19 protein-coding genes and 1 tRNA gene are annotated in these 21,269 nt (G+C 73.0%); 7 read left to right on the top strand and 13 right to left on the bottom strand.

Going from position 1 to position 21,269, the window contains the following annotated elements; all coding sequences use genetic code 11:
* Positions 1–24: 24 nt before the first annotated feature.
* The 3 genes from AAT21_RS01325 to AAT21_RS01315 all read left to right on the top strand — a co-directional run bounded on the left by AAT21_RS01325 (position 25) and on the right by AAT21_RS01315 (position 2,624).
* On the top strand, positions 25–1,011 hold the full coding sequence (locus AAT21_RS01325) for an FHA domain-containing protein (protein WP_046774868.1): 987 nt from the start codon (positions 25–27) through the stop codon (positions 1,009–1,011).
* A gap of 100 nt (positions 1,012–1,111) precedes the next feature.
* Positions 1,112–1,762: an HAD family hydrolase gene (locus AAT21_RS01320; RefSeq protein ID WP_046774867.1), complete on the top strand. Its 651-nt coding sequence runs from the start codon at positions 1,112–1,114 to the stop codon at positions 1,760–1,762.
* 10 nt (positions 1,763–1,772) lie between these two features.
* On the top strand, positions 1,773–2,624 hold the full coding sequence (locus tag AAT21_RS01315; protein ID WP_046774866.1) for an NAD(P)-dependent oxidoreductase: 852 nt from the start codon (positions 1,773–1,775) through the stop codon (positions 2,622–2,624).
* A 36-nt stretch (positions 2,625–2,660) separates the two neighbouring features.
* Here the strand turns inward: AAT21_RS01315 and AAT21_RS01310 are convergent, their stop codons facing one another.
* The 4 genes from AAT21_RS01310 to AAT21_RS01295 form a co-directional block, all read right to left on the bottom strand.
* The gene (locus AAT21_RS01310; RefSeq protein ID WP_235438643.1) at positions 2,661–4,142 is read right to left on the bottom strand and encodes a hypothetical protein; all 1,482 of its coding nucleotides are present in this window, start codon (positions 4,140–4,142) and stop codon (positions 2,661–2,663) included.
* A gap of 99 nt (positions 4,143–4,241) precedes the next feature.
* Positions 4,242–4,880 carry an ATP-binding protein gene (locus AAT21_RS01305; protein WP_235438642.1) on the bottom strand — a complete coding sequence of 213 codons (639 nt, stop codon included), beginning with the start codon at positions 4,878–4,880 and terminating at the stop codon, positions 4,242–4,244.
* Positions 4,877–5,500, bottom strand: coding sequence for an AAA family ATPase (locus AAT21_RS01300; RefSeq protein WP_235438641.1), 624 nt, complete (start codon positions 5,498–5,500; stop codon positions 4,877–4,879). Before AAT21_RS01300 ends, AAT21_RS01305 begins: the two co-directional genes overlap by 4 nt.
* 142 nt (positions 5,501–5,642) lie before the next feature.
* Positions 5,643–6,659 carry a methyltransferase domain-containing protein gene (locus tag AAT21_RS01295; RefSeq protein ID WP_079025377.1) on the bottom strand — a complete coding sequence of 339 codons (1,017 nt, stop codon included), beginning with the start codon at positions 6,657–6,659 and terminating at the stop codon, positions 5,643–5,645.
* Positions 6,660–6,742: 83 nt separating this feature from the next.
* Here AAT21_RS01295 and AAT21_RS01290 point away from each other — a divergent pair, with 83 nt between their 5' ends.
* On the top strand, positions 6,743–7,147 hold the full coding sequence (locus AAT21_RS01290) for a globin (protein WP_046774864.1): 405 nt from the start codon (positions 6,743–6,745) through the stop codon (positions 7,145–7,147).
* Between the two features lie 92 nt (positions 7,148–7,239).
* Here AAT21_RS01290 and AAT21_RS01285 read toward each other — a convergent pair whose 3' ends face one another.
* The 8 genes from AAT21_RS01285 to AAT21_RS01250 form a co-directional block, all read right to left on the bottom strand.
* Positions 7,240–7,950: a hypothetical protein gene (locus AAT21_RS01285; protein WP_046774863.1), complete on the bottom strand. Its 711-nt coding sequence runs from the start codon at positions 7,948–7,950 to the stop codon at positions 7,240–7,242.
* Entirely contained in the window at positions 7,947–8,396 is a 450-nt protein-coding gene (locus AAT21_RS01280) for an acyl-CoA thioesterase (RefSeq protein ID WP_030958380.1), read from the bottom strand. Before AAT21_RS01280 ends, AAT21_RS01285 begins: the two co-directional genes overlap by 4 nt.
* 22 nt (positions 8,397–8,418) lie before the next feature.
* Positions 8,419–10,083 carry an energy-dependent translational throttle protein EttA gene (ettA, locus tag AAT21_RS01275; protein ID WP_078906349.1) on the bottom strand — a complete coding sequence of 555 codons (1,665 nt, stop codon included), beginning with the start codon at positions 10,081–10,083 and terminating at the stop codon, positions 8,419–8,421.
* Positions 10,084–10,278: 195 nt separating this feature from the next.
* The gene (locus AAT21_RS01270) at positions 10,279–11,757 is read right to left on the bottom strand and encodes a bifunctional phosphatase PAP2/diacylglycerol kinase family protein (RefSeq protein ID WP_046774862.1); all 1,479 of its coding nucleotides are present in this window, start codon (positions 11,755–11,757) and stop codon (positions 10,279–10,281) included.
* A 113-nt stretch (positions 11,758–11,870) separates the two neighbouring features.
* Positions 11,871–12,917 (bottom strand): thioester domain-containing protein, encoded by a 1,047-nt coding sequence (locus AAT21_RS01265; RefSeq protein WP_052757611.1) that lies wholly within the window; start codon positions 12,915–12,917, stop codon positions 11,871–11,873.
* A 353-nt stretch (positions 12,918–13,270) separates the two neighbouring features.
* Positions 13,271–13,681 carry a single-stranded DNA-binding protein gene (locus tag AAT21_RS01260; RefSeq protein ID WP_046774861.1) on the bottom strand — a complete coding sequence of 137 codons (411 nt, stop codon included), beginning with the start codon at positions 13,679–13,681 and terminating at the stop codon, positions 13,271–13,273.
* A gap of 99 nt (positions 13,682–13,780) precedes the next feature.
* On the bottom strand, positions 13,781–15,625 hold the full coding sequence (locus AAT21_RS01255) for a GTPase (protein WP_046774860.1): 1,845 nt from the start codon (positions 15,623–15,625) through the stop codon (positions 13,781–13,783).
* Between the two features lie 4 nt (positions 15,626–15,629).
* Positions 15,630–17,288: a dynamin family protein gene (locus tag AAT21_RS01250; protein ID WP_412180287.1), complete on the bottom strand. Its 1,659-nt coding sequence runs from the start codon at positions 17,286–17,288 to the stop codon at positions 15,630–15,632.
* 323 nt (positions 17,289–17,611) lie between these two features.
* On the opposite strand from AAT21_RS01250, the gene AAT21_RS01245 reads away from it, so the two are divergent.
* The 3 genes from AAT21_RS01245 to AAT21_RS01235 all read left to right on the top strand — a co-directional run bounded on the left by AAT21_RS01245 (position 17,612) and on the right by AAT21_RS01235 (position 20,582).
* Positions 17,612–17,684 (top strand) — tRNA-Arg (locus AAT21_RS01245).
* A 417-nt stretch (positions 17,685–18,101) separates the two neighbouring features.
* Positions 18,102–19,403 carry a phosphoribosyltransferase family protein gene (locus AAT21_RS01240; protein ID WP_046774858.1) on the top strand — a complete coding sequence of 434 codons (1,302 nt, stop codon included), beginning with the start codon at positions 18,102–18,104 and terminating at the stop codon, positions 19,401–19,403.
* Positions 19,404–19,460: 57 nt separating this feature from the next.
* The gene (locus AAT21_RS01235; RefSeq protein ID WP_046774857.1) at positions 19,461–20,582 is read left to right on the top strand and encodes a sulfite oxidase; all 1,122 of its coding nucleotides are present in this window, start codon (positions 19,461–19,463) and stop codon (positions 20,580–20,582) included.
* A 119-nt stretch (positions 20,583–20,701) separates the two neighbouring features.
* Here AAT21_RS01235 and AAT21_RS01230 read toward each other — a convergent pair whose 3' ends face one another.
* Positions 20,702–21,166, bottom strand: a complete 465-nt coding sequence (locus tag AAT21_RS01230; RefSeq protein ID WP_046774856.1) for a phospholipase — start codon at positions 21,164–21,166, stop codon at positions 20,702–20,704.
* Positions 21,167–21,269 lie beyond the last annotated feature (103 nt).

The following is a 21,269-nucleotide window of genomic DNA, read 5'->3' as shown; positions in this document are numbered from 1 at the left end:
GGAGCAGAAGGGGGAAGAGCCGCCATGCCGACCTGCCCGAACGGGCACCAGTCCGCCTCCGACGACTGGTGCGAGGTCTGCGGCCACCGCATGGGTACCCCTGAGGGTCCCCCCGCCGTGCCTTCCTACGGCTACGGCTTCCCCCCGACCGCCGGTGAACCGACCGCCCAGGCAGAGCTCTGCCCGCAGTGCCGGACCCCTCGCGAGGCCATGGCCCCGTTCTGCGAGGAGTGCCGGTACAACTTCCTGACCCGTTCGGCGACCCCGTACACCCCGCCTCCGGTCTCGGACCCGGTGCCGCCGGCGCCCGGCGTCGCCGGTACCGCTGCCGGGCCCCGTCCGGGCAGCCCGCCCCCGCCGCCCGTGCCGGGCCCTGGGACGTACGGCCAGGACCACTTCGAGTACCAGGGCTCTCGGCCGTCCCGGGTCAACCGTCCGGCGGAGCCGCTCCAGCGCGAGGACGACTGGCTGCTGCCGCCGCCCGCGCACGAGCCGCCGCCGGCGTACCAGCAGGCCCCGCAGCAGCCCCAGTACCAGGAGTACCAGCAGGACTACGGCCGGCCGCAGCCTCAGGCGCAGTCGTACCAGCCCCTCCCGCCCCAGGGCGGGTCCTGGAGCGCGACGATCGGCCCCGACCGCTCGTACTTCATGGCGATGATGCAGCGCAGCGGCCCCGAGGCGACCGGGCTCAACCTGCCCGCGTACTCCCCGGAGCAGCACCTCCCGCTGTCCGGCGGCCAGATCACCATCGGACGCCGCCGCGCCTCCACGGGCGAGTCCCCGGACATCGACCTGTCGGTGCCCCCGGAGGACCCTGGCGTCTCCCACCAGCACGCGGTGCTGGTGCAGCAGCCCGACATGAGCTGGGCGGTGGTCGACCAGAACTCCACCAACGGCACCACCATCAACGGCGGCGAGGACCCGATCCAGCCCTACGTCCCGGTCCCCCTCTCCGACGGCGACCGCGTCCACGTCGGAGCCTGGACCACGATCACCATCCGCCGCGGCTGATCAGCTCTCCCGGTGCACGGCCGCCGGGCCCTCCGGGGTCCGGCGATCCACCGCCATCTCGGCAGGCGGACCGGCGAAGTGCGGGTACTAGTCTGAACGCGTGCAGCGCCTTGTCCTTTTCGACCTCGACGACACTCTCATCGATCGGCGACGGGCGCTCGAAGCGAGCGTGGCCCGCTTCTCATCACGTCACGGCCTCACCCCGGACGGACGTGCGGACGTACTCGCGCGACTCGAGGAACGGGCCACCGTCTCCGACTTCTCGGCGATCCGCAGGCTTCACGGACTGACCGCCCCGGCGCAGGAGCTGTGGCAGGACTACCGGTCGGACATGGCTGCCCTCGCCTCCTGCCCGGCAGGCTTACTGGAGGGCATGGACGAGCTGGAGGGGCGCGGCTGGCGGATCGGCATCGCAACAAACGGCTCCGCCGACATCCAGCGGGCCAAGCTCAGCTCCACCGGAATCGCCCTCCACGTCCACTCGGTCTGTGTCTCCGCCGAGGTAGGAGTCCGCAAACCCGACCCCCGGCTGTTCGTCGCCGCTGCCGAGCTGTGCGGCGCCGTGCCGGGAAACGGGGGCTGGATGGTGGGCAACGATCCCGCCAAGGACATCTTGGGCGGCCGCGCCGCCGGACTCGCCACCTTGTGGATCGGCGACCCCCTCCGCTGGCCGGCAGACCTGCCCGCCCCCGACCGGACGGCCCCCACCGCGCTCCAGGCCATCCGGCTGCTCCTGAACATGACTGCCTGAGGAGGCCTCGATGACACGGCAAGGCACCACTGTGGGCCTACTGCACCCCGGCAGCATGGGTGCCGCCTTCGGCAGCCAGTTGACCGCCCGCGGGATCACGGTCCTGTGGTGTCCGGACGGCCGCAGCGAAGCCTCCCGCAAGCGCGCCGAACACGCCGGCCTGAAGCCCGCCAGCCTGCCGAGTCTGCTCGATCATGCGGACATCCTGCTGTCCCTCTGCCCACCGGCCGCAGCCACGGAGATTGCCACCCTGGTGGCCTCGCACGGCTTCGCGGAGCGAACCTACGTCGAGGCGAACGCGATCTCCCCCGAGCGGGTCAAACGTATCGCCGCGCTCCTCCCCGGCACCGAGACGATCGATGCCTCGGTGGTCGGCTCACCCCCCGTGGGAGGCAAGACGGCGACGCTCTACCTGGCAGGAAAGCAGACCCACTCGGAAACCGTCGAGAGCCTCTTCACAGGCACGGACATCCGTACGCGCACCCTGGGCACCGAAGTGGGCGCGGCATCCGCGCTCAAGCTCGCCTATTCCAGCTACCAGAAAACGTCCCGGGTGCTGGCCGCCCTCGCCTACGGCGCCGCCCAGGCACACGGTGTCGGAGAGGAGCTGCTGGCCATCGCCGGGAAGCGAACGAGCAGCTATCTCACCGAGACCGGATACATCACCAAGACGGCTGCCCGTGCCTGGCGCTGGGGTCCCGAGCTCTCCGACGCCGCTTCTCTGCTGAGCGACGCCGGGCTCCCCGACGAGCTGATGCTCGCTGCGGCAGCGACGCTGGAACGCTGGGCCACGGCGCGCGACACCCCGCTCAGTGTCGAGGAGGCCTTGGCGCTGCTGCGCCGCGACCCGGACGACGGGTGAGCCCTCAGGACCCCTTGCCGGAGTGGTATTCGCGCCTCAGCGCACCAGTTTGCGGATGACGATACCCACGGTCAGGGTCGTGAAGAGCAGCCCGCCACCGGCGCAGCACACCGCGAGGGCGGTCCAGGCATGGGTCTTCAGCTCCGAAGGAGCACCCATACCGACGTTCAGCCATAGTGCGCAGGCCAGTACGAGCGCCTTCCCCGCAGCCACCACGTCGAGAAGACCACCCCCCTGTGGGCCGCGTGCGGCTCCGGAGAGATGCAGGAGGGTCGCTGTGGAGAGCATGGCAACGCCCAGGGTTCGTGCCGGATTCCGTGCCCGCACTCCCCATCCCAGGACACCGCCGAACAGAGCGCGCCCCACCAGGCGTCGCAGCAGTGGGCGCTCGGCCGCCTCCCGCTGGCGGGTGAAGTAGTACAACTGGTCGCCCTCCGACATGCGCCGGCGTCGGGTCAGCGTGGAGCGCACCGCCTCCAGGGCACCCGGACTGACCCGGGTGAAGACGCGATCCATGAATCCGGTGACCTGTTCGTCGTTCCGGAAGACCACATCGCCGAGATCGACCTCCTGCACGCTGCTCGTTCCCGCGAGCCGGAACCGGGCCGGGCCGGAGGGCACGGCGAGGGCCCGCACGGCCGTGTCGGCAAGCTCCACCACCACCGGAGAGACATCGTCGGCGCTGGCGGTGAGGCTGGAGATGACGGAGGAACGGAAGACCAGCTCCGCAGTACCTGTACCTGTACCGGTGGCGGTGGCCGTGGCGGGCGCGGCCCCTGCCTCGACCGGCCGGCGCTGCGCCGGCACCGTCGCCTCATGGCGCAGACCCCGTACCTCCACGGGGCCTCGCACCTCACTGTCGAGCAGCGCACTCGCCTCGCCGGGGACGACCATTCCGTTGATGCGAAGACCGTCCCGGCAGCGCACCCCCGTGCCCCGGAAGGGGGCATCCACACGGACCCGGCGCAGGAGCAACGCGGCGACGTCCACCTCGTCGAGACTGAGCGAAGCCAGCCAGAGGTCGTCTAGGGTGATGATCTCGCTGACGTTCACGCTCTCCAAGGACACCTCGGGCCTGCGCTGCCGGCCGACGGCAGCCTGGCTGCGGAGGGCCAGGGTCGCCGCCCGCAGACGCCTGAGCTGGACCGGACCCCGCATCGCCGCGATCTGCACCGAGTCGGAGACACGTACGCCCTCGAAGCGTGTCGGCCCACAGGAATGGACGTCCAGGCTCTCCAGGGTGGATTCGCTGACGTCGACCCCTGTGTTGCGCGGAGTGTTGCGGATGATCAGCCGCCCGATCCGGGAGTTGCTGACCAGGACCGCATCGGCGGTGCAGTGGTCGACGATGAGCTCCTCGACGACGCACGACCGCACGGTGAGGGCACCCGCAACGTTCACCCGGTGCAGCGCCAAACGACCGGCGGTCAGGGAATCCAGGACCAAAGGCTCGTCGATGTCGCTCTGCCGCAGGGTGAGGTCGCGGTCACGGCCTGCCGAAGATTCAAGGTCCGTCATACGCGCCAGCGCTTCGAGCGTCCTGACCGTCCCCACGTACTTCCCTCCCCCACCAAGTCCTACGGAACGATGCCCGGAGGCGCGCCGTCCGGCTCACCCTCAGTCGGAGGCCGCGCCTCGCAGCAGGGCAGCCAAGCTGGACAGAGCGGGGCGGCGAGCGTTTTCCGCATACGCCTTCGCCACGAGGGCGGCGCTCCCCGACGGGTCGCTGTGATCGGTACGCATCGAGAGGTGAAACGGCTCCTCGCCCTCCGGCACAGCCCTCAGATCGGCCAGTGCCTCGTCCCAGGCGGCGAGCCGGTCCGCGGTGTCCCGGTCGCCCCTCTCCTTCGACCTCTGCTCACACACGTCACGGGGCACCCACAGGAGCACGCACAACCACGGCTCCCGTACGGCGGCGTTGAAAGTCCGCAGGTGGTCGACACTTCCCAGATGAACGAGCGGGACACGGCCCGCTTCGGTCATCGCATCCAGGTCGCCACGGTCGATCGCGTAAGTGTTCCCGTATCTGGTGGTCTCCAGGACGACACGGCCAGCGGCGCGCAGAGCGTCCAGCTCCGCGTGATCGGCCATGCGATAGCCGGCGGTCCGCCCGGAGCCGACCTTGATCTTGGTCAGTTGGCCGTACCGGTCGTCCAGACGTGTCAGCGCAGCACTGACGGTGTCCTTGCCCGCTGCCGGAGGACCGAAGAGAACCACACCGCCGAAGCCGTCGGCGCCTCGTTCCTGCATGCTCATCCCAAGCTCTCGCTGTATCGAACGGACAGGGCGGCGGCCACCGTTTCGACCTGTTCCGCCAGCGGGGTCATCGCCGTAATCCGGTTGTCGACGAGATGGAAGGCCCCGACCGGACGCCGTTCAAGGGAGATCGCGCCGAGGTACTGCCTCCAGTTCGCGAGCTTCCACGTGTCCCGGGCGGCGTTGCGCGAGGTCAGCCGCTCGCGCATCGATGACGCGTCGCTGTCCACCCACACCACTTCCAGCCCCGCACCCAGCCGTGCGCAATGGCGACGCGTACGGGCGTCCCACTGCTCGTCCACGACCTCGGCGAGGAAGGGCGCCACGGCGACGACCGGCACCCCGCACTCCAGGTTCTCCCAGCAGGCCTTCATGAGGGACTCGTACTCCAGCGGGCGCACGGTTCCGGTGTAGACGCTGCTCTGCCGGTCGTCGGGGTCACCGTTGAGGTGGGTCAGCAGCGACTCGGTCAGCGGCCTCGTCAAAGTGTCCTTGTCCAGGAGCGGCCAGCCGGTCGCCTGCGACATCATCTTTCCGGCTTCGGACTTCCCGGATCCGGCATAGCCGGCGACGAGGACGAGCGCGATCCCGTGCTCGGACGGCTCTGAACCGATATTCAACGATGCCCCCGGATGTGACGCGATCTTGTCTCCCCGGGAACTCTAGCGCCAACTGATCGGCTTTGCGCCGGAGTTCGAAAGGGCGTCAACACGGACATGCTCGGACCGTCCGGCCATGGGACACGCCATCCGCCGCGGCTGATCAGGCTTCCCCCAGGGGCCAGACGTAGGGGCCCTGGGGGTCGTCCAGCCATGACCACTGGCCTTCCGGGCCGACCGAGACGCCGAAGCGTTCGCGGCCTGGGCGGCCTTCGCTGCGCCACAGGTCCAGGGCCTCGCGGGGGTGCAGTACCCCGGCGGTCAGCACGAGCATGAACTGGAAGCGCTCGTTCTCCACCAGCTCGTACGGGAGCCCGCGCACCATCGCCGTCCGGTCGCGCGGCGGTACGGCCGTGGCCCCGCGCAGCGGGACGAAGTAGGCCGCGGTGTGCAGGAAGCGGCCCTCGGCGAAGTCGGCGTCCCGGACCGTGAGCGCGATCAGCCCGGTCGACAGCGGGGCCAGGATGCGGGCCCCGGGCCGGCACTGGCCGAGCCAGGTGTGCGGGACCAGCGGGAGCATGCAGGTCACCAGGATCCGGTCGAACGGCGCCCGGGCGGGGCAGCCGCGGGCGCCGTCACCGGTGACCACCGTGGGGTGGTAGCCGAGCCGGGCCAGGTGCGCCCGGGCGGACTCGGTGATCTCCTCGTCCAGGTCCACGGTGGTGACGTGCTCGTCGCCGAGGCGGTGGCAGAGCAGGGCCGCGTTGTAGCCGGTGCCCGCGCCGATCTCCAGGACGTCGTCGCCGTCGCGCACGTCGAGGGCGGTCAGCATCTTCGCCATCAGGGAGGGCTGGCTGCTGGAGGACACCAGGCGGCCGTCGCGCAGCCGGGTGGCGAGGGGGGCATCCACGTACACCCCGCGCAGCCAGCGGGCGCGCTGCCCGGGGTCGGGGTCCTCGGCCCAGAGCCGTTCGTGGCCGGCGCCGCGGTCGGCCCAGAAGTAGGGAACGAAGGCGTGCCGGGGCACGGCCGCGAAAGCCGCCCGCCAGCGCGGGTCCTCCAGTACGCCGGCCGCGGTCAGCTCCCGCACCTGGGCGGCGTGCGCGGTCTCCCGCAGGTCCCGCGTCCCGGTGCGTGGGCTGCGTGGGCTGCGTGCGCTGTGTGCGCTGTGTGCGGCCATGCCTCCACTGTCCTGCGGCGGGCCCTCAGGTGCGAGCGCGAAGGCACCCCCGGACGGTACCGGGCGTCTGAGACGATGGTCGGGTGAATGAGATTCAGCCGGGCGGCCTTCAGGAGCAGACCTTCTACGAGCAGGTGGGCGGCGAGGACACCTTCCGTCGCCTCGTGCGGCGCTTCTACCAAGGGGTCGCGGAGGACCCCCTGCTGCGCCCGATGTACCCGGAGGAGGACCTCGGTCCGGCCGAGGAACGTTTCGCGCTGTTCCTGATGCAGTACTGGGGCGGTCCGACCACGTACAGCCAGCACCGCGGCCACCCGCGGCTGCGGATGCGGCACGCGCCGTTCCAGGTGGACGCGGCGGCCCACGACGCCTGGCTGAAGCACATGCGGGTGGCGCTGGACGAGCTGGGCCTGGCGCCGGAGCACGAGGCGCAGTTGTGGAAGTATCTCACGTACGCCGCCGCGTCGATGATCAACACGGCGGGCTAGGGCCTCCTGAGGAGGCGCCCTCGGGGCGGTCGGCCTCGGGCCGGTCGGCCTCAGGGCGGTCGGCCTCGGGCCGGTCGGCCTCAGGGCGCGGGTCAGACGGGGCTGACCCGGAAGGCGCCGAGGCCGCCGGTGGCGCCGGGGCGGCGGGTGGCGACGGAGCCGTACGGGGTGCGCAGCCGCAGCCAGCTCCCGGAGGCCAGCAGCGCCACCGGGTCGGGGGCCGCGCCGGACGCGGTGGCGGGCACCGTGGCCCGCACCGGCCGCAGGAAGCCCAGGGAGTGCGCGGCGTGCGCGACGCGCAGCGGCAGCTCGGTGTCACCCAGGGTGCGGGACCAGATCTCGCGGCCGATGCGGTCGCGCTCGGACCGGGTCCGGTGCTGCGCGGGCAGGGCCTCGTCACGGGCCCGGAACTCGGCGACGGAGGCCGCCAGGGCCTGCGCGATCGCTTCGGGGCCGGGCAGCCCGGGCAGCTGCTGCCAGCCGCCGCGGGGCGGGAGCACCCCGGTCCAGGGCGGCCCGGTGACCGGCCCGGGCACGGTGGCCCCGGCCGAGGCCTCGTCCACGGACTCCAGCAGCTCACCGGCGGACACGGTGACGTCCAGCGGCGTCGTCACGGGTACGGCGAGCCGCACGGTGCGGATGGCAAGGACCTCGAAGGAGGGCGGGCGCCCGAACACGCCGAGCGCGCCGCCGAGCGCCTGGAGGCGGACGGCGGCGGCCCGGTCGTAGTGCACCAGCCGGCCCAGGAAGGCGGCGAGGTCCGCCGCCTCCCCGGAGTCGGCGAAGCGCAGCTGCTCACTCATGCCGCTATGGCCTCGGCGCGCGGCTCGTCGAGGTACTCCTCCAGGAAGTGCCTCTCCTCGGCCGTGATGCGGCGGGGCCGCCCCGCGGCGAGGTTGTAGGGCACGACCACGGTCTCCGCGCGCACGTAGACGGTCTCGGGCCGGTCCTCGGTCGCCTCGTCCTTGACCTCGTAGCGGATGGTCAGGGAAGCGGCGCCTATCCGGGTCACCCAGGACTCGATGAGGACCGGCTCGTGCCGGTGTACGAGGGGCAGCTTGTAGTCGATCTCGTGGCGGGCCACGACGGATCCGCCCGTGAAGGACTCGCTGCCCTCCCCCGGCGCGAGGCGGAACATGAAGTCGATCCGCGCCTCCTCCAGATAGCGGAGGAAGACGACGTTGTTGACGTGCCCGAAGGCATCCATGTCCGCCCAGCGCAGGGGGCAACGGTATTGGTGTCTGGCCATGGCCGTGACCTCAGCTCTCCCCTCAGCCTCGGGTGAGCTTCTTGTAGGTGGCGCGGTGCGGACGGGTCGCGTCCGGGCCGAGCCGCTCGATCTTGTTCTTCTCGTAGGACTCGAAGTTGCCCTCGAACCAGAACCACTTGGATTCACCCTCATAGGCGAGGATGTGGGTGGCCACCCGGTCCAGGAACCAGCGGTCGTGGGAGACGACCACGGCCGCACCGGGGAACTCCAGCAGCGCGTTCTCCAGCGAGCCCAGGGTCTCGACGTCGAGGTCGTTGGTGGGCTCGTCGAGGAGCAGCAGGTTGCCGCCCTGCTTGAGGGTGAGCGCGAGGTTCAGGCGGTTGCGCTCACCGCCGGAGAGCACGCCGGCCGGCTTCTGCTGGTCCGGGCCCTTGAAGCCGAAGGCGCTGACGTACGCGCGGGACGGCATCTCGACGTTGCCGACGTTGATGTAGTCCAGCTCGTCCGACACGACCGCCCAGAGGGTCTTCTTGGGGTCGATGTTGGCGCGGCCCTGGTCCACATAGCTGATCTTGACGGTCTCGCCGACCTTGATCTCGCCGGAGTCCGGCTTCTCCAGGCCCTGGATCATCTTGAAGAGCGTGGTCTTGCCGGCGCCGTTCGGGCCGATGATGCCGACGATGCCGTTGCGCGGCAGCGTGAAGGACAGGTCGTCGATGAGGACCTTGTCGCCGAACGCCTTGGAGAGGTTGTTGACCTCGACCACGATCGAGCCCAGACGCGGGCCCGGCGGGATCTGGATCTCCTCGAAGTCGAGCTTGCGCATCTTGTCGGCCTCGGCCGCCATCTCCTCGTAGCGAGCGAGACGGGCCTTGGACTTGGCCTGGCGGCCCTTGGCGTTGGAGCGGACCCACTCCAGCTCTTCCTTGAGGCGCTTGGCGCGCTTCTCGTCCTTCTTGCCCTCGACCTTGAGGCGCTCGGCCTTCTTCTCCAGGTAGGTGGAGTAGTTGCCCTCGTAGGGGTGGGCGCGGCCGCGGTCGAGCTCGAGGATCCACTCGGCGACGTTGTCGAGGAAGTAGCGGTCGTGGGTGACGGCCACGACGGCGCCCTTGTACTGGGCCAGGTGCTGCTCCAGCCAGTTCACGGACTCGGCGTCGAGGTGGTTGGTGGGCTCGTCGAGGAGCAGCAGGTCGGGGGCCTCCAGCAGCAGCTTGCAGAGGGCCACGCGGCGCTTCTCACCACCGGAGAGGTTGGTGACCGGCCAGTCGCCGGGCGGGCAGCCCAGGGCGTCCATGGCCTGCTCCAGCTGGGCGTCGAGGTCCCACGCGTTGGCGTGGTCCAGGTCGTCCTGGAGCTTGCCCATCTCCTCCATCAGCTCGTCGGTGTAGTTCGTCGCCATTTCCTCGGCGATCGCGTTGAACCGGTTGAGCTTCTGCTTGATCGGGCCGACGCCGTCCTCGACGTTCTCCAGGACGGTCTTGGACTCGTCGAGCTTCGGCTCCTGCATGAGGATGCCGACGGTGTAGCCGGGCGACAGGAAGGCGTCACCGTTGGACGGCTGCTCGATCCCCGCCATGATCTTCAGAACGGTGGACTTACCGGCGCCGTTCGGGCCGACCACACCGATCTTCGCGCCGGGCAGGAAGTTCAGGAAGACGTCGTCAAGGATGACCTTGTCGCCGTGTGCCTTGCGCGTCTTGCGCATGGTGTAGATGAACTCAGCCAAGAGAAACCGTCCGGCAGATCGATGGTGGGCAGATACACCCCATCTTGCCGTACGTCCATACCCGCGGGCGAATGGGTAGGTCGGAGCCCGGTGCGCCGGGGCGGGGCGCCGGGGCCGTGTAGCAGTGGGCCGCAGGCCGCCCGGGCCGGGCGGCGGTGGGCGGTCTGCGGGGCCAGGGGGTGCGCGGCGGGGTGGTCAGAGGGGGCGGTAGACCGTGAGGGCGGCCGGGAGGGTGTCGAGGACGAGTTCGCTCGGGGCCTTGGCGTATTCGCCGTCGTAGGCGAGGGCGGTGCCCTGCGGGACGGAACCGACGCGCAGGCTGCGCAGGTGGGTGGCCGCGTGGACCGGGGAGCGGCTCAGGGGTCCGGCGAAGGCGGCGGCCAGCAGCCGGGGGCCGGGCCGCCCGCCGCCGTAGACGACCCGCAGGTCGAGCAGGCCCTCGCCGACGCTGTCGCGGCGGCCCGGGGTGGGGCCGGTGCCGTGATAGGTGCCGTTGCCGGCGAAGAGCAGCCAGACGCTCCGGGGCCGCCCGGCCAGTTTCAGCCGTACGGGCCGCTCGGCGCGCAGGACCTTCCAGGCCGCCAGCAGGGCGGCCGGGCCGCCGCCGATGCGCGGGCCCCAGCGCAGCCGGTGGCGCAGCAGCTCCGGGTAGGCGCCGATGCTGAAGTTGTTCAGGAAGTAGCCGGGGGCTCCGTCGGGGCCGGGGCCCGGGGAGAAGCGGCCCACGCCGATGCGGACGGCCTCCCCGTGCTCCAGGGCTTCGCAGGTGGACTCGGGTCCGAGGAGGCCGAGGTCGAGCGAGAAGTGGTTGAGGGTGCCGCCGGGGAACACGGCCAGGGGAACCCCGGCCTTCAGGGCGGTGGTGGCGGCCGCGTTGACGGTGCCGTCGCCGCCGCAGACCCCGAGGACGGTGGAGCGCGCGGCCGCCTCCGCCAGCGCGGGGAGCAGGTCCGCGCCCCGGCACTCGATCACCTCGGCCTTGGGGAGCCTGGCGCGCACGATGTCGGGCACGGTCGCGGCCGTGCCCGATCCGGTGTTGACCACCACCGTCAGCCCGGCCCCGTCGGGCAGCGCCGGGACCCCGATGGCCTTCGGCTCGTCGCCCGGCACGGCCCGGGCCTCCTGCACGTCCCGCGCGAGCCGGCGTACGACGAAGGCGGCGGCCACGCCCAGGGCGGCACCCGCGACCACGTCGGAGGGGTAGTGCACGCCGGTGTAGACCCGGGAGAACGCCACCGAAGCGGCCACCGGGGCGAGCGCGGCGCCCAGGGCGGGGGCCTCCAGCGCCAGCCCGGCGGTGAAGGCGAAGGCGGACGCCGAGTGCCCGGACGGGAAGGAGGTGGTCTGCGGCTGCACGGCCAGCTGCCGTACCGCGGGCACGCCTTCCAGCAGCGGCCGGGGGCGGCGTACGGACCACTTGCCGATGGTGTTGATGGTGGAGGAGGCCAGTGCGAGGGAGGCCGCCCCGCGCAGGGCCGCCTTGCGCGCCCCGGCCGATCCGAAGACGGCGATGGCCGCGGCGGCCCCGCCCCACAGCACGCCGTGGTTCGCGGCCCGCCCGAGGCGGGGCAGCACGCGGTCGGCGCCGGGCCAGTGCCTGCGGGCCACGGCGTCGAACAGCCGGCGGTCCCACCGCGCGAAGCCGCCGGTCCAGGTCAGTTCTTGATCAACCATTTTCTGCCTCTACCCCGGATCCCGTACCGGAACCGGCGCGGCGCTCGGCGCCGGCCGCTTCCCTCTTCCTTCTCCTGTTCCGCTTCCCTCGTCCCCTGGCTCCGCTTCCCTTCCTACTCCTCCTCGTCGAGGGGGCGCTTGCGCAGCACCAGGACGACGAGGCCGCCCAGCACGACAAGGCCCACCGCCAGGGAGGCGATGACGGGTGTCGCGGCCGAGCTGCCGCTGGTCGCGAGCCGCTCCTCGTCCGGGGAGGCCGTCGCGAGGGACGCGGACTGCGCGCCCAGCGCGACCGCCCCCGAACCGGCGCCCGGGTCCGGGGCCTCGGCCGGGGTCGCACTGGCCTCGGGCGGCGCGGGCGGCGGCCAGGCCGCCCGCGCCGTGGCCGTCGCAGCGGACTCGCTGGAGCCGGCCACGATCTGCGCCTGGGCGGGGACGCCGCTGGTGAAGACCCGCCCGACCGGCACCTTGGTCGCCCCCTGGACGGTGACCGACGCCGTCCCGTCGGGAGTGCCCGCCGGCACCTCGAAGTAGATCCGGCTACCGTTGGCCGCCGTGGCCAGCGGCTTCCCCTCGGCGTCCACCACGCGCACCCCCATGGCGACGGCCGCCGCGTCCGGGATGACCGACACGCTCCGCGCGCCGGTGCGCACGGTCACCGGGCCGAGCCGGCTGCCGACCGGCCCCGACACGTCGCCGGGGTCGAGTCCCAGCGAGGCGGGCGGCTCCGGCATCTGTCCCGCCGCCCGCTGGAGGTAGTCGGCCAGCTTCTCCGCGGACGGGTCCGCCGCCTCGACGCGCACCCCGTCCGCGAGCCGCCAGATCGCCACCTGCGTCCCGGCCGCCGCGCTCTCGGCGGTCAGCGACACGGCCCCGGCCGCCTTGGCGAGCCCGGCCAGGTCGTTCAGCTGTGGGTAGGAGTGCTCCAGCACCCAGCGGATCCGTCCGGCCTGTCCGTTGCCCGCCAGCGGGCTGCCGCTCCAGCCGCTCTCCGTGTACCGGGCCTGCGGCTGACCGTTGCCCGCCACCCCGACCCCGTACGTCTGGAGCATCCCGCCGCCGTCGACCCGCATCTCGTACAGACCGGCGGGGATCTGCCGCACCGATCCGTCCCCGGCGTGGAGGACCGCCTGCCCGAAGGTCTTCAGCCCGTCCAGCACGGCGCTCGCGCCCTCCGGTACCCGGGGCGCCCCCGGCCCGGAGTCCGCGGCGGCCCGGGCACCGGGCGCGGCTGCGAGGGCCGCGGCCAGCAGGGCGGCCGCGAGCGGCCGGCGCGCGGACCCCCGTACCGCGCCGGAATCGGGGGCGGGAGCAGCAGGGACAGCAGGAACAGCAGCGGGTACCGAAGCAGCAGGAACAGGAGCTGGAGCGTGAACAGGAGCGGGAGCTGGAGCGTGAACAGGAGCGGGATCAGGAGCGGAGGATGCGGGAACGGCAATCGACACAGTCTTCCCCTTCGGGCCAAAGACCCAGGTGCCCGTGAGTACCGGGGAATCCTAACCGCCTCGAACACTCAACCCACCGACGCCTTCTGAGTGTCCATCAGCGGATGATCGGTTCTCACCACTCGCCGGAAGGCCGCCGTCCCCCGGTTCAGGTCGTGCCCGATGGCGGTCGCCTCGATCTCCGCACCGACCCACCGGTTTCCCCCCTCCCCGGCCGGCGGGTCGTCCCGCACGCGCAGCCGCCCGTGCACCACCAGTGGCTCGCCCACCGATACGGAACCGGCGAGGTTCACCGCGAGGGTGCGCCGCGCCCACACCGTGTAGAAGCTGGTGGTCCCGTCCGTCCAGGCGTCCTTGCGCCGGTCGTAATACCGCGGCGTCACTGCGAAACGGAACCGTGCCAACGGACCGTTCACCGTCTCCTTGTAGTCGACCTGTGTCGCCACATGGCCCACCAGCGTCACCTGGGTGTCGTACATCCCGGTCACCCTCCCCCGTCGTCCGGCCCGCACGGACCATCCGTACGGGCTACGGACCATGCTGCGTCCGGCGGCCGGTCCCCCGCTCCGGCCTGTGGATTACTGGCGGGTTGTGGACAACCGGCTCCCCCCTGCGGCGACCGCGGCGTACTGCTCCCGCACCTCCCGGTAGCGCAGCAGCTCCGCAGCCACCGGTTCCAGCACCCGGGCCCGTCCGCACCCGGCAGCGGCCTGCCGCAGCCTGCGCTCCGCGTCCTGCCCGTACCGCCGGGCCGGGCCCCGGGCCGCGATCGAGCAGGCCCATTCCACGAGCGGCCCGCCGATGATGCCCGCCACCATCAGCAGCACCGGCGGCATCAGTTCGGGCTCCAGGACCCCGACGATCTGCCCGACGAGCCACAGTCCGCCGAAGATCTGGAGCAGCGTCATGGCGGCCTGCGTCAGCACCGCCGCCGGCCACCAGGCGGGCCGCGGCGGCTTGGCGTCCGGCACGGCGACCGCCGCCCCGAGCGTCACCGCGATCTCGTCCAGCGCCTCCGGCAGCCGGTCGGCGCCGCGCACCGCCGTCTCCCGGACCGCCTGCGCCCACGGGTCGGGCAGGCCCGCGACCGCTTCGTCGGCGACGACCCGTACGGCCTGCTCCACCCGCTGACGGGCGGTCACCTCCTCCTCGACCGGCGCCTGCGCGACGGTCTGGCCCCGGCCGCCGATCGCCGCCAGGGCGGCCAGGCCCGCCAGGGTGCGCGGCGCACGCCGGTTCTCGTACCAGCGCCACAGCCGCAGCCACGGGGTCCCGCACGCCTTGCCCGCGTTGCGCCGCCAGGCCCGTTCGGCGGCGAGTCCGGCCGCGCAGGCGCCGACCGCCTCGGCGAGCCGGTCCTCGAACTCGGTGCGGGCCGCTTCCCCGATCTCCGGGCCGGCGTGTCCGTCGGCGACGTAGAGCGGCCGCAGGCGGATCGCCGCGCGGTCCACGTCCGCCGAAATCCGCCGGGTCGCGGCGCCCTTCTCCTGCGTGAACTGGCCGAGGAGTTCGCGCAGCTCCCCGACGCCGTCTCCGGTCAGGGCGGACAGCCCGAGGACCGTGGCACCGGGCTCGCCGTGCTCGCCGAGCGCGATGCCGTCCTCGTCGAGCAGCCGGCGCAGGTCGTCCAGTACGAGGTCGGCGGCCTCGCCGGGCAGCCGGTCCACCTGGTTGAGCACGACGAAGGTCACCTCGGCGTGTCCGGCCAGCGGCCGCAGGTACCGCTCGTGCAGCACCGCGTCGGCGTACTTCTCCGGGTCCACGACCCACACCACGGCGTCGACCAGCGCCAGTACGCGGTCCACGTGCTCGCGGTGCGCGCCGACCGCCGAGTCGAGGTCCGGCAGGTCGACGAGGACCATGCCGCGCAGGGTCTCCGCCTCGGAGGTCTCGCGGGGCCGGCGCCGCAGCCGTCCCGGGATCTCCAGCCGGTCCAGGAGCCCGGCGGCCCCGTCCGACCAGCTGCACGCGATGGGCGCGGCGGTGGTCGGGCGGCGCAGCCCGGTCTCGGAGATCTGCACCCCGGCGAGTGAATTGAAGAGCGTGGACTTGCCGCTTCCGGTGGCTCCGGCGATCGCGACGACCGTGTGCTGGGGCGAGAGCCCTCGGCGTGCGGCGGCTTCGTCCAGTACCCGTCCGGCCTCGGCGAGGGTCTTGCCGTCGAGCCGGGTCCGGGAGAGCCCGACCAACTGCCGCAGCGCGTCGAGACGCTGGCGCAGCGCCTGTGCCTCGGGGCTGAGCGGGGGAGCGGACGACTTGCCGCCGTCGCTGCCGGCGCCGGAGACGGCCCGTACGAGCGCCTCGTCGCCCTCGTCCCTCCCGTCGGCGGCGTCCTCCTCGTCCGCTTCGGCGGGGCGGGGGCGGGAGCGCGCGATGAATCCGTCGTCCCAGCGGTCGTCGGTGCGGTCGGCCAGGGCGGTCACCGCGTCACCTCTCCTTCTGCAGTACGGACAGCGCGGCGATCAGTTCGGCCTGCGGTTCCGGGCTCACTTCGAGTGCTTCCAACGGGGCGAGGCGGCGGTCGCGTTCGCCGCGCAGCACCTCGTCGAGGTGGTCGCCGACGAGTTCCCCGCCCTTGTCGCGCAGTCGCAGGGCGGCCTGGGCGCCGATCCGCTCGGCGAGCTTCTCCCCGGCGGGCCGGGCCCGTTTGCCGCCGAGCAGGGCGGCGACGAGCAGGGCCGCGACGCCGTCGGCGTCGGGTGCGGGCTGCCGGTCGAGTCCGGCCACCTCCTCCTCGACGAGTTCCTCCAGCACGCGCCGCCAGCGGCGTACGGCCAAGCCGATACGTTCCCCCGCCTCCCGGTCGGGCGTGGGCAGGACCAGCGCGCCGGAGGCCGGTTCACGGCGCCAGGCCTCGGCGATCCGTTCGTCGGCGGCGGCGACGGCGCACTGGAGCAGGGCGGCGAGCGACTCGGCGAGCGAGTCGAGCAGTTCGCCGGCGCTGGTGTCGAGGGGGTAGCCGCGCCAGCGGGTCAGCGCGTCGCCGGCCAGTACGGCGCCCCCGTCGAGGCGGCCCCGGACCCGCTTGCCCTCGCGCCGGTACGCGTCCTCGACGGCCGAGGTCAGCCGTACGGCGGCGGCGTGCTGGGCGGCCACGGCGGAGGCGAGTTCGGGCATCCGGCTGCGCAGGGAGTCCAGGGCGCCGAGGGCGGTGCGGCCGACGGCGTACTGCCGGGCGGCGGGGTCCTGCGCGTGGTGGGCGAGCCAGGCGAAGAGCGGGGCGACGGCGCTGGCCGGGAGCAGTCCGCCGCCGCCGGTCGACTCGGGGAGTTCGGGGACGGTGAAGCGCGGTACGTCGCCCAGCCCGGCCTTGGTGAGCAGGGCCCCGTACTGGCGGGAGACCTCGGCGAGGACCTGGTGCGGCACCCGGTCCAGGACGGTGATCAGGGTGGCCCGGTACTGCTTGGCGGTGCGCAGGAGGTGCCAGGGGACGGCGTCGGCGTACCGCGAGGCGGTGGTGACCATCACCCAGACGTCGGCGGCGCAGATGAGTTCGGCGGCGAGTGTCCGGTTCTCGACCACGAGGGAGTCGATGTCGGGGGCGTCGAGGATGGCGAGTCCGCGCGGCAGGCTGGAGACGGTCTCGATCCGCATCTCGCGGGTCTCGTGGCCGCCTTGGGCACCGCTGCCGCTGCCGCTGCCGGTGCCGGTGCGGCCGCGGCCCGGGCCGCGGGAGGCGGCCTTGGGGGGCGTGTCGTCGTCCTCGTGGGGCACCCAGACCCTCATCAGGTCGGGGAGCACGCGCATGCCGGCGAACCAGTGGTGGTCGTCGGGGTGGCAGACGAGCACCGGTGTGCGGGTGGTCGGGCGGAGCACGCCGGCTTCGCTGACCTGTCGTCCGACGAGGGAGTTGACGAGGGTGGACTTACCGGCCCCGGTGGACCCGCCGACCACGGCGAGCAGGGGCGCCTCGGGCGCCTTCAGGCGCGGTAGGAGGTAGTCGTCGAGCTGCGCGAGCAGCTCGGATCTGGTCTGGCGGGCCCGTGGGGTGCCGGGCAGGGGCAACGGCAGACGTACGGACGCGACCCGGTCGCGCAGGGCGGACAGGGCATCGAGCAGCTGAGGCCGAACATCCAAGGTCACCACATGCGAAGAATGCCCAATTTAGGACCATTTTTGAAGCTTATACGCCCCCTGCGCGCCGACCGCGACTTCAGTGGGACATTCCGGGCACGACGGACGAGTGGGGCGCAGGCATAACGAGTGCACAACACCCAGGGCGCCGCGGCGCAAAAGCGATGCGAGAATCGCACCTGCCTGCGATTATCGGGACCGCTTCACGGAACCTCCACATCGTGGCCCGCGAGTGAAGCAACCGGGACAAGGCGGCCGGAGCCCTATCCTTGACCCGGAACGGACCGAAGTCCCGCCCCCACCAGGGGCTCCAGGCCCACCAAGGCCACCTTCCGGCCCCCGTAGCTCAGTGGATAGAGCAGGTGCCTTCTAAGCACTTGGCCGCAGGTTCGAGTCCTGCCGGGGGCACACATTCTTCATCACCCGCACCACCCGAAGCCCTCCCTCCGTGGAGGGCTTTCGCGCAGGTCGCAGCGGTCGGCCGGGGGGTGGCCGGGCCGGTCGGGCGGGGCGCCGGGCCCCGCTCCGGAGGCGCCGGGAGGGCGCTCGCGGCGGCTTCCTTCACCGCCGCGCGGGCCGAACTCGCCCGCACCGGAACGCAGATCGGCCGAAGAAGACCCGCCGGCCGTACACGGCGGACCCGTCGACGGAAGAGGCCGCTCCGCCTCCGGGGAGCCTCCGGGGCCCGGCGGACCCCGGAGGCCGCCGGGGGTCCGTGGCGCGGTCCGCCGCCCTCCCCGACTTGCGGGAATCCCCCGCGTGGGGTTGCGTCGGAAGGAGGGGGGTGCGTGGTCCCGTCTCCCCTCGGGTTGGGGGTGAACCCCCGTGCTCTTCACCGACCGCGCGGACGCCGGGGAGCGGCTCGCCGCAGCCCTCCGCCATCTGCACGAGGAACGTCCCGTCGTACTGGGCCTGCCCCGCGGCGGCGTCCCGGTGGCCTTCCCCGTGGCCCGGGCCCTCGGCGCCCCGCTCGACGTGATCGTGGTCCGCAAGCTCGGTGTCCCGCACCACCGCGAGCTCGGCTTCGGGGCGATCGGCGAGGGCGGCGTACGGGTCATCAGCGAGGACATCGTCCGCAGCAGCCGCGTCACGCGCGAGGACCTGGAGGCGGTCGAGCGCGCCGAGGAGGCGGAGCTCGCCCGGCGGGCCCGCAGGTTCCGCGGCGACCGGCCCCGGGTGGCCCTCGACGGGCGGACGGTGATCGTGGTCGACGACGGGATCGCCACCGGAGCCACGGCGGCCGCCGCCTGCCAGGTCGTACGGGCGCAGGGCGCGGCCCGTGTGGTGCTGGCCGTCCCGGTGGCCCCGCCCGACGCGGTCGCCCGGCTGCGCGAGGAGACCGACGAGGTGGTGTGCCTCTCCGCGCCGCGCGCCTTCCGGGCCGTCGGCGAGTGGTACCGGGACTTCTCCCAGACCTCCGACGAGGAGGTCGTCTCCCTGCTGGCGCAGGCGGCGGCCGGCCCACGGCCCGCGCGGGCCGTCGGGAGCGTCGGCGCCGTCGAGGCCGCCCGGGCCGTCGAGGTCGAGGTGGACGCCGGCGGTCTCGCTCTGGCCGGGGACCTGGCCCTGCCGGAGGGGGCCGGGGCGGTCGTGGTGTTCGCCCACGGTTCCGGCAGCAGCCGTCGCAGCCCGCGCAACCGGACGGTCGCGGCGGACCTGAACCGGGCGGGCCTGGGCACCCTGCTCTTCGACCTGCTGACGCCCGCCGAGGAGGCCGACCGGGCCAACGTCTTCGACATCGAGCCGCTGGCCGGACGGCTCGCGGCCGCCACCGCCTGGCTCCGCCGGCGCGCGCCCCTCCCGGTCGGCTACTTCGGCGCGAGCACCGGGGCCGCGGCCGCGCTGTGGGCCGCGTCCGCCGCCGACGCCGACATCGGCGCCGTGGTCTCGCGCGGCGGCCGGCCCGACCTCGCCGGGCCCCGGCTGGCCTCCGTACGGGCGCCCACCCTGCTCGTCGTCGGCGGCCGCGACACCACCGTGCTGGAACTCAACCGCGCCGCGCAGCGGGAGCTGCTCTGCGAGACCCGGCTGGAGGTCGTCCCGGGAGCCACGCACCTCTTCGAGGAGCCGGGCGCCCTGGACGAGGTGGCCGCCCTGGCCCGCGACTGGTTCATCCGGCACCTGTGACGGGTGGCCCGCGGGCGACGACATGCCCTGCGGGGCGGGGCGCGCGACCATGGGGAGATGGAAGAGGCGTCCGTGCGCGACATCAGCGCCCCGGCGCGCATCGCCCCCGCCGGTGAGGGCATCGGCCAGGAGGAGCTGGCGCTCGCGGCCCGCAACCACGGCCTGCCGCTGGAGGCCCTGCGCTACGAGGTCACGCCGCCCGGGCTGCACTACGTCCTGGTCCACTACGACATCCCCGCCGCCGACGCGGACGGCTGGCGGCTGACCGTGGGCGGCCTGGTCGACACGCCGCTGTCGCTGGATCTCGGCCTGCTGCGGGCGTTCCCCCCCGTCACCCGCCGCGTCACGATGGAGTGCGCGGGCAACGGCCGGGCGCTCCTGTCCCCCCGGCCGGTCAGCCAGCCGTGGCTGGTCGAGGCGGTGGGCACGGCCGACTGGACCGGGGTCCCGCTGGGTCTCGTACTGGAGGGGGCGGGGGTGCGGCCCGATGCCGTCGAAGCGGTGTTCACCGGGGCCGACCACGGTGTGGAGCGCGGTGTCGAGCAGGACTACCGGCGCAGCCTGCCGCTGCCGTACGCCACCGGGGAGGACTCGGGTGTGCTGATCGCCTACGCCATGAACGGCCGGCTCCTGCCGCCGCAGCACGGGTATCCGCTGCGGCTGGTCGTACCGGGCTGGTACGGCATGGCGCACGTCAAGTGGCTGCGGGACATCACCCTCGTCGACACGCCGTTCACCGGGTTCCAGCAGTCCGTGGCCTACCGCTTGCGGCGGTCCGCCGACGATCCGGACGACCCCGGGGAACCGGTGACCCGTATCGCGCCGCGTGCCCTGATGGCCCCGCCGGGCTTCCCCGACTTCATGTCGCGCACCCGTGTCGTGCACCCCGGCCCGGTGCGTCTCGCGGGGCGGGCGTGGTCCGGCCACGGGGCCGTGGCCCGGGTGGAGGTGAGCGCCGACGACGGCCTGAACTGGGCGGCGGCCGAGGTCGCGGCGCCAGGGGCGCATCCGTGGGCGTGGCAGGCGTGGAGCTGCGTGTGGACGGCCGTACCGGGCCGCCACACGCTCACCGTCCGCGCCACGGACACCCAGGGACGCACCCAGCCACTCGAACAGCCGTGGAACCGCGGCGGTTTCGCCAACAACCTGGTCCAGCGGGTCCCCGTGCTCTGCGTGTGAACGTGCTCTGGGTGTGAACTCACTCTGTGTGTAAACGCGCTCTGCGTGCGAACGCGCTCTGTGTGTGAACGCCTGCGGTCGCTAGTGCTGCGACCGGAAAGGTTCACCGGGTCACAGCACTAGGAAATACCGAGGAGCCTGACCGCCTGGTAGTACGTCCAGGCGGTGCCGTCGCACGAACGCTTGAGGCTGCCCGTGTAACGGGCGCACACCCGCTTCATGTCCGCGTGGAACGCGTCGTCGAGCCGGGCCTTGGCGGCCGGGAACAGCCCGGCCGCCCGGTGGTTGCGGTAGCCGAAGTCGTGGCGGGCGCAGGCCGCCGCGAAGGGGAAGCCGAAGGGGTTGTCCGGGGAGGTCGTGCACTGGTCGGTCGACCAGTCGAAGCCGTACGCGGCCCAGGCGGCGCGGTGCTCGCGCGCGTCGGCCCAGGCCTCGTAACTGGCGGCGCTGGGCTGCGTCCAGCGGCTCAGCACCTGCGGTTTGTCGGCCGGGACCTCGGGTGCGGCCCAGGCAGCGGGCGAGAGGGCGAGCACGGCGGTGGCCGTGGCGGTCGCGAGGGCGGGCAGGAGGCGGCGACGGCGCATGGGGGGTCCTCGGGAGGGGGGCCGGGCGGACGGTCAACCGGCCAACGGGGCCGGGCGCCGCCCGGTTACTGTGCGGCCCGCGGCTCCTGCACGGCCCCCGGTC

The organism is Streptomyces yangpuensis, assembly GCF_001005295.1.
Lineage (GTDB): Bacteria > Actinomycetota > Actinomycetes > Streptomycetales > Streptomycetaceae > Streptomyces > Streptomyces yangpuensis.
This window is presented reverse-complemented; position numbering and strand designations above follow the sequence as displayed.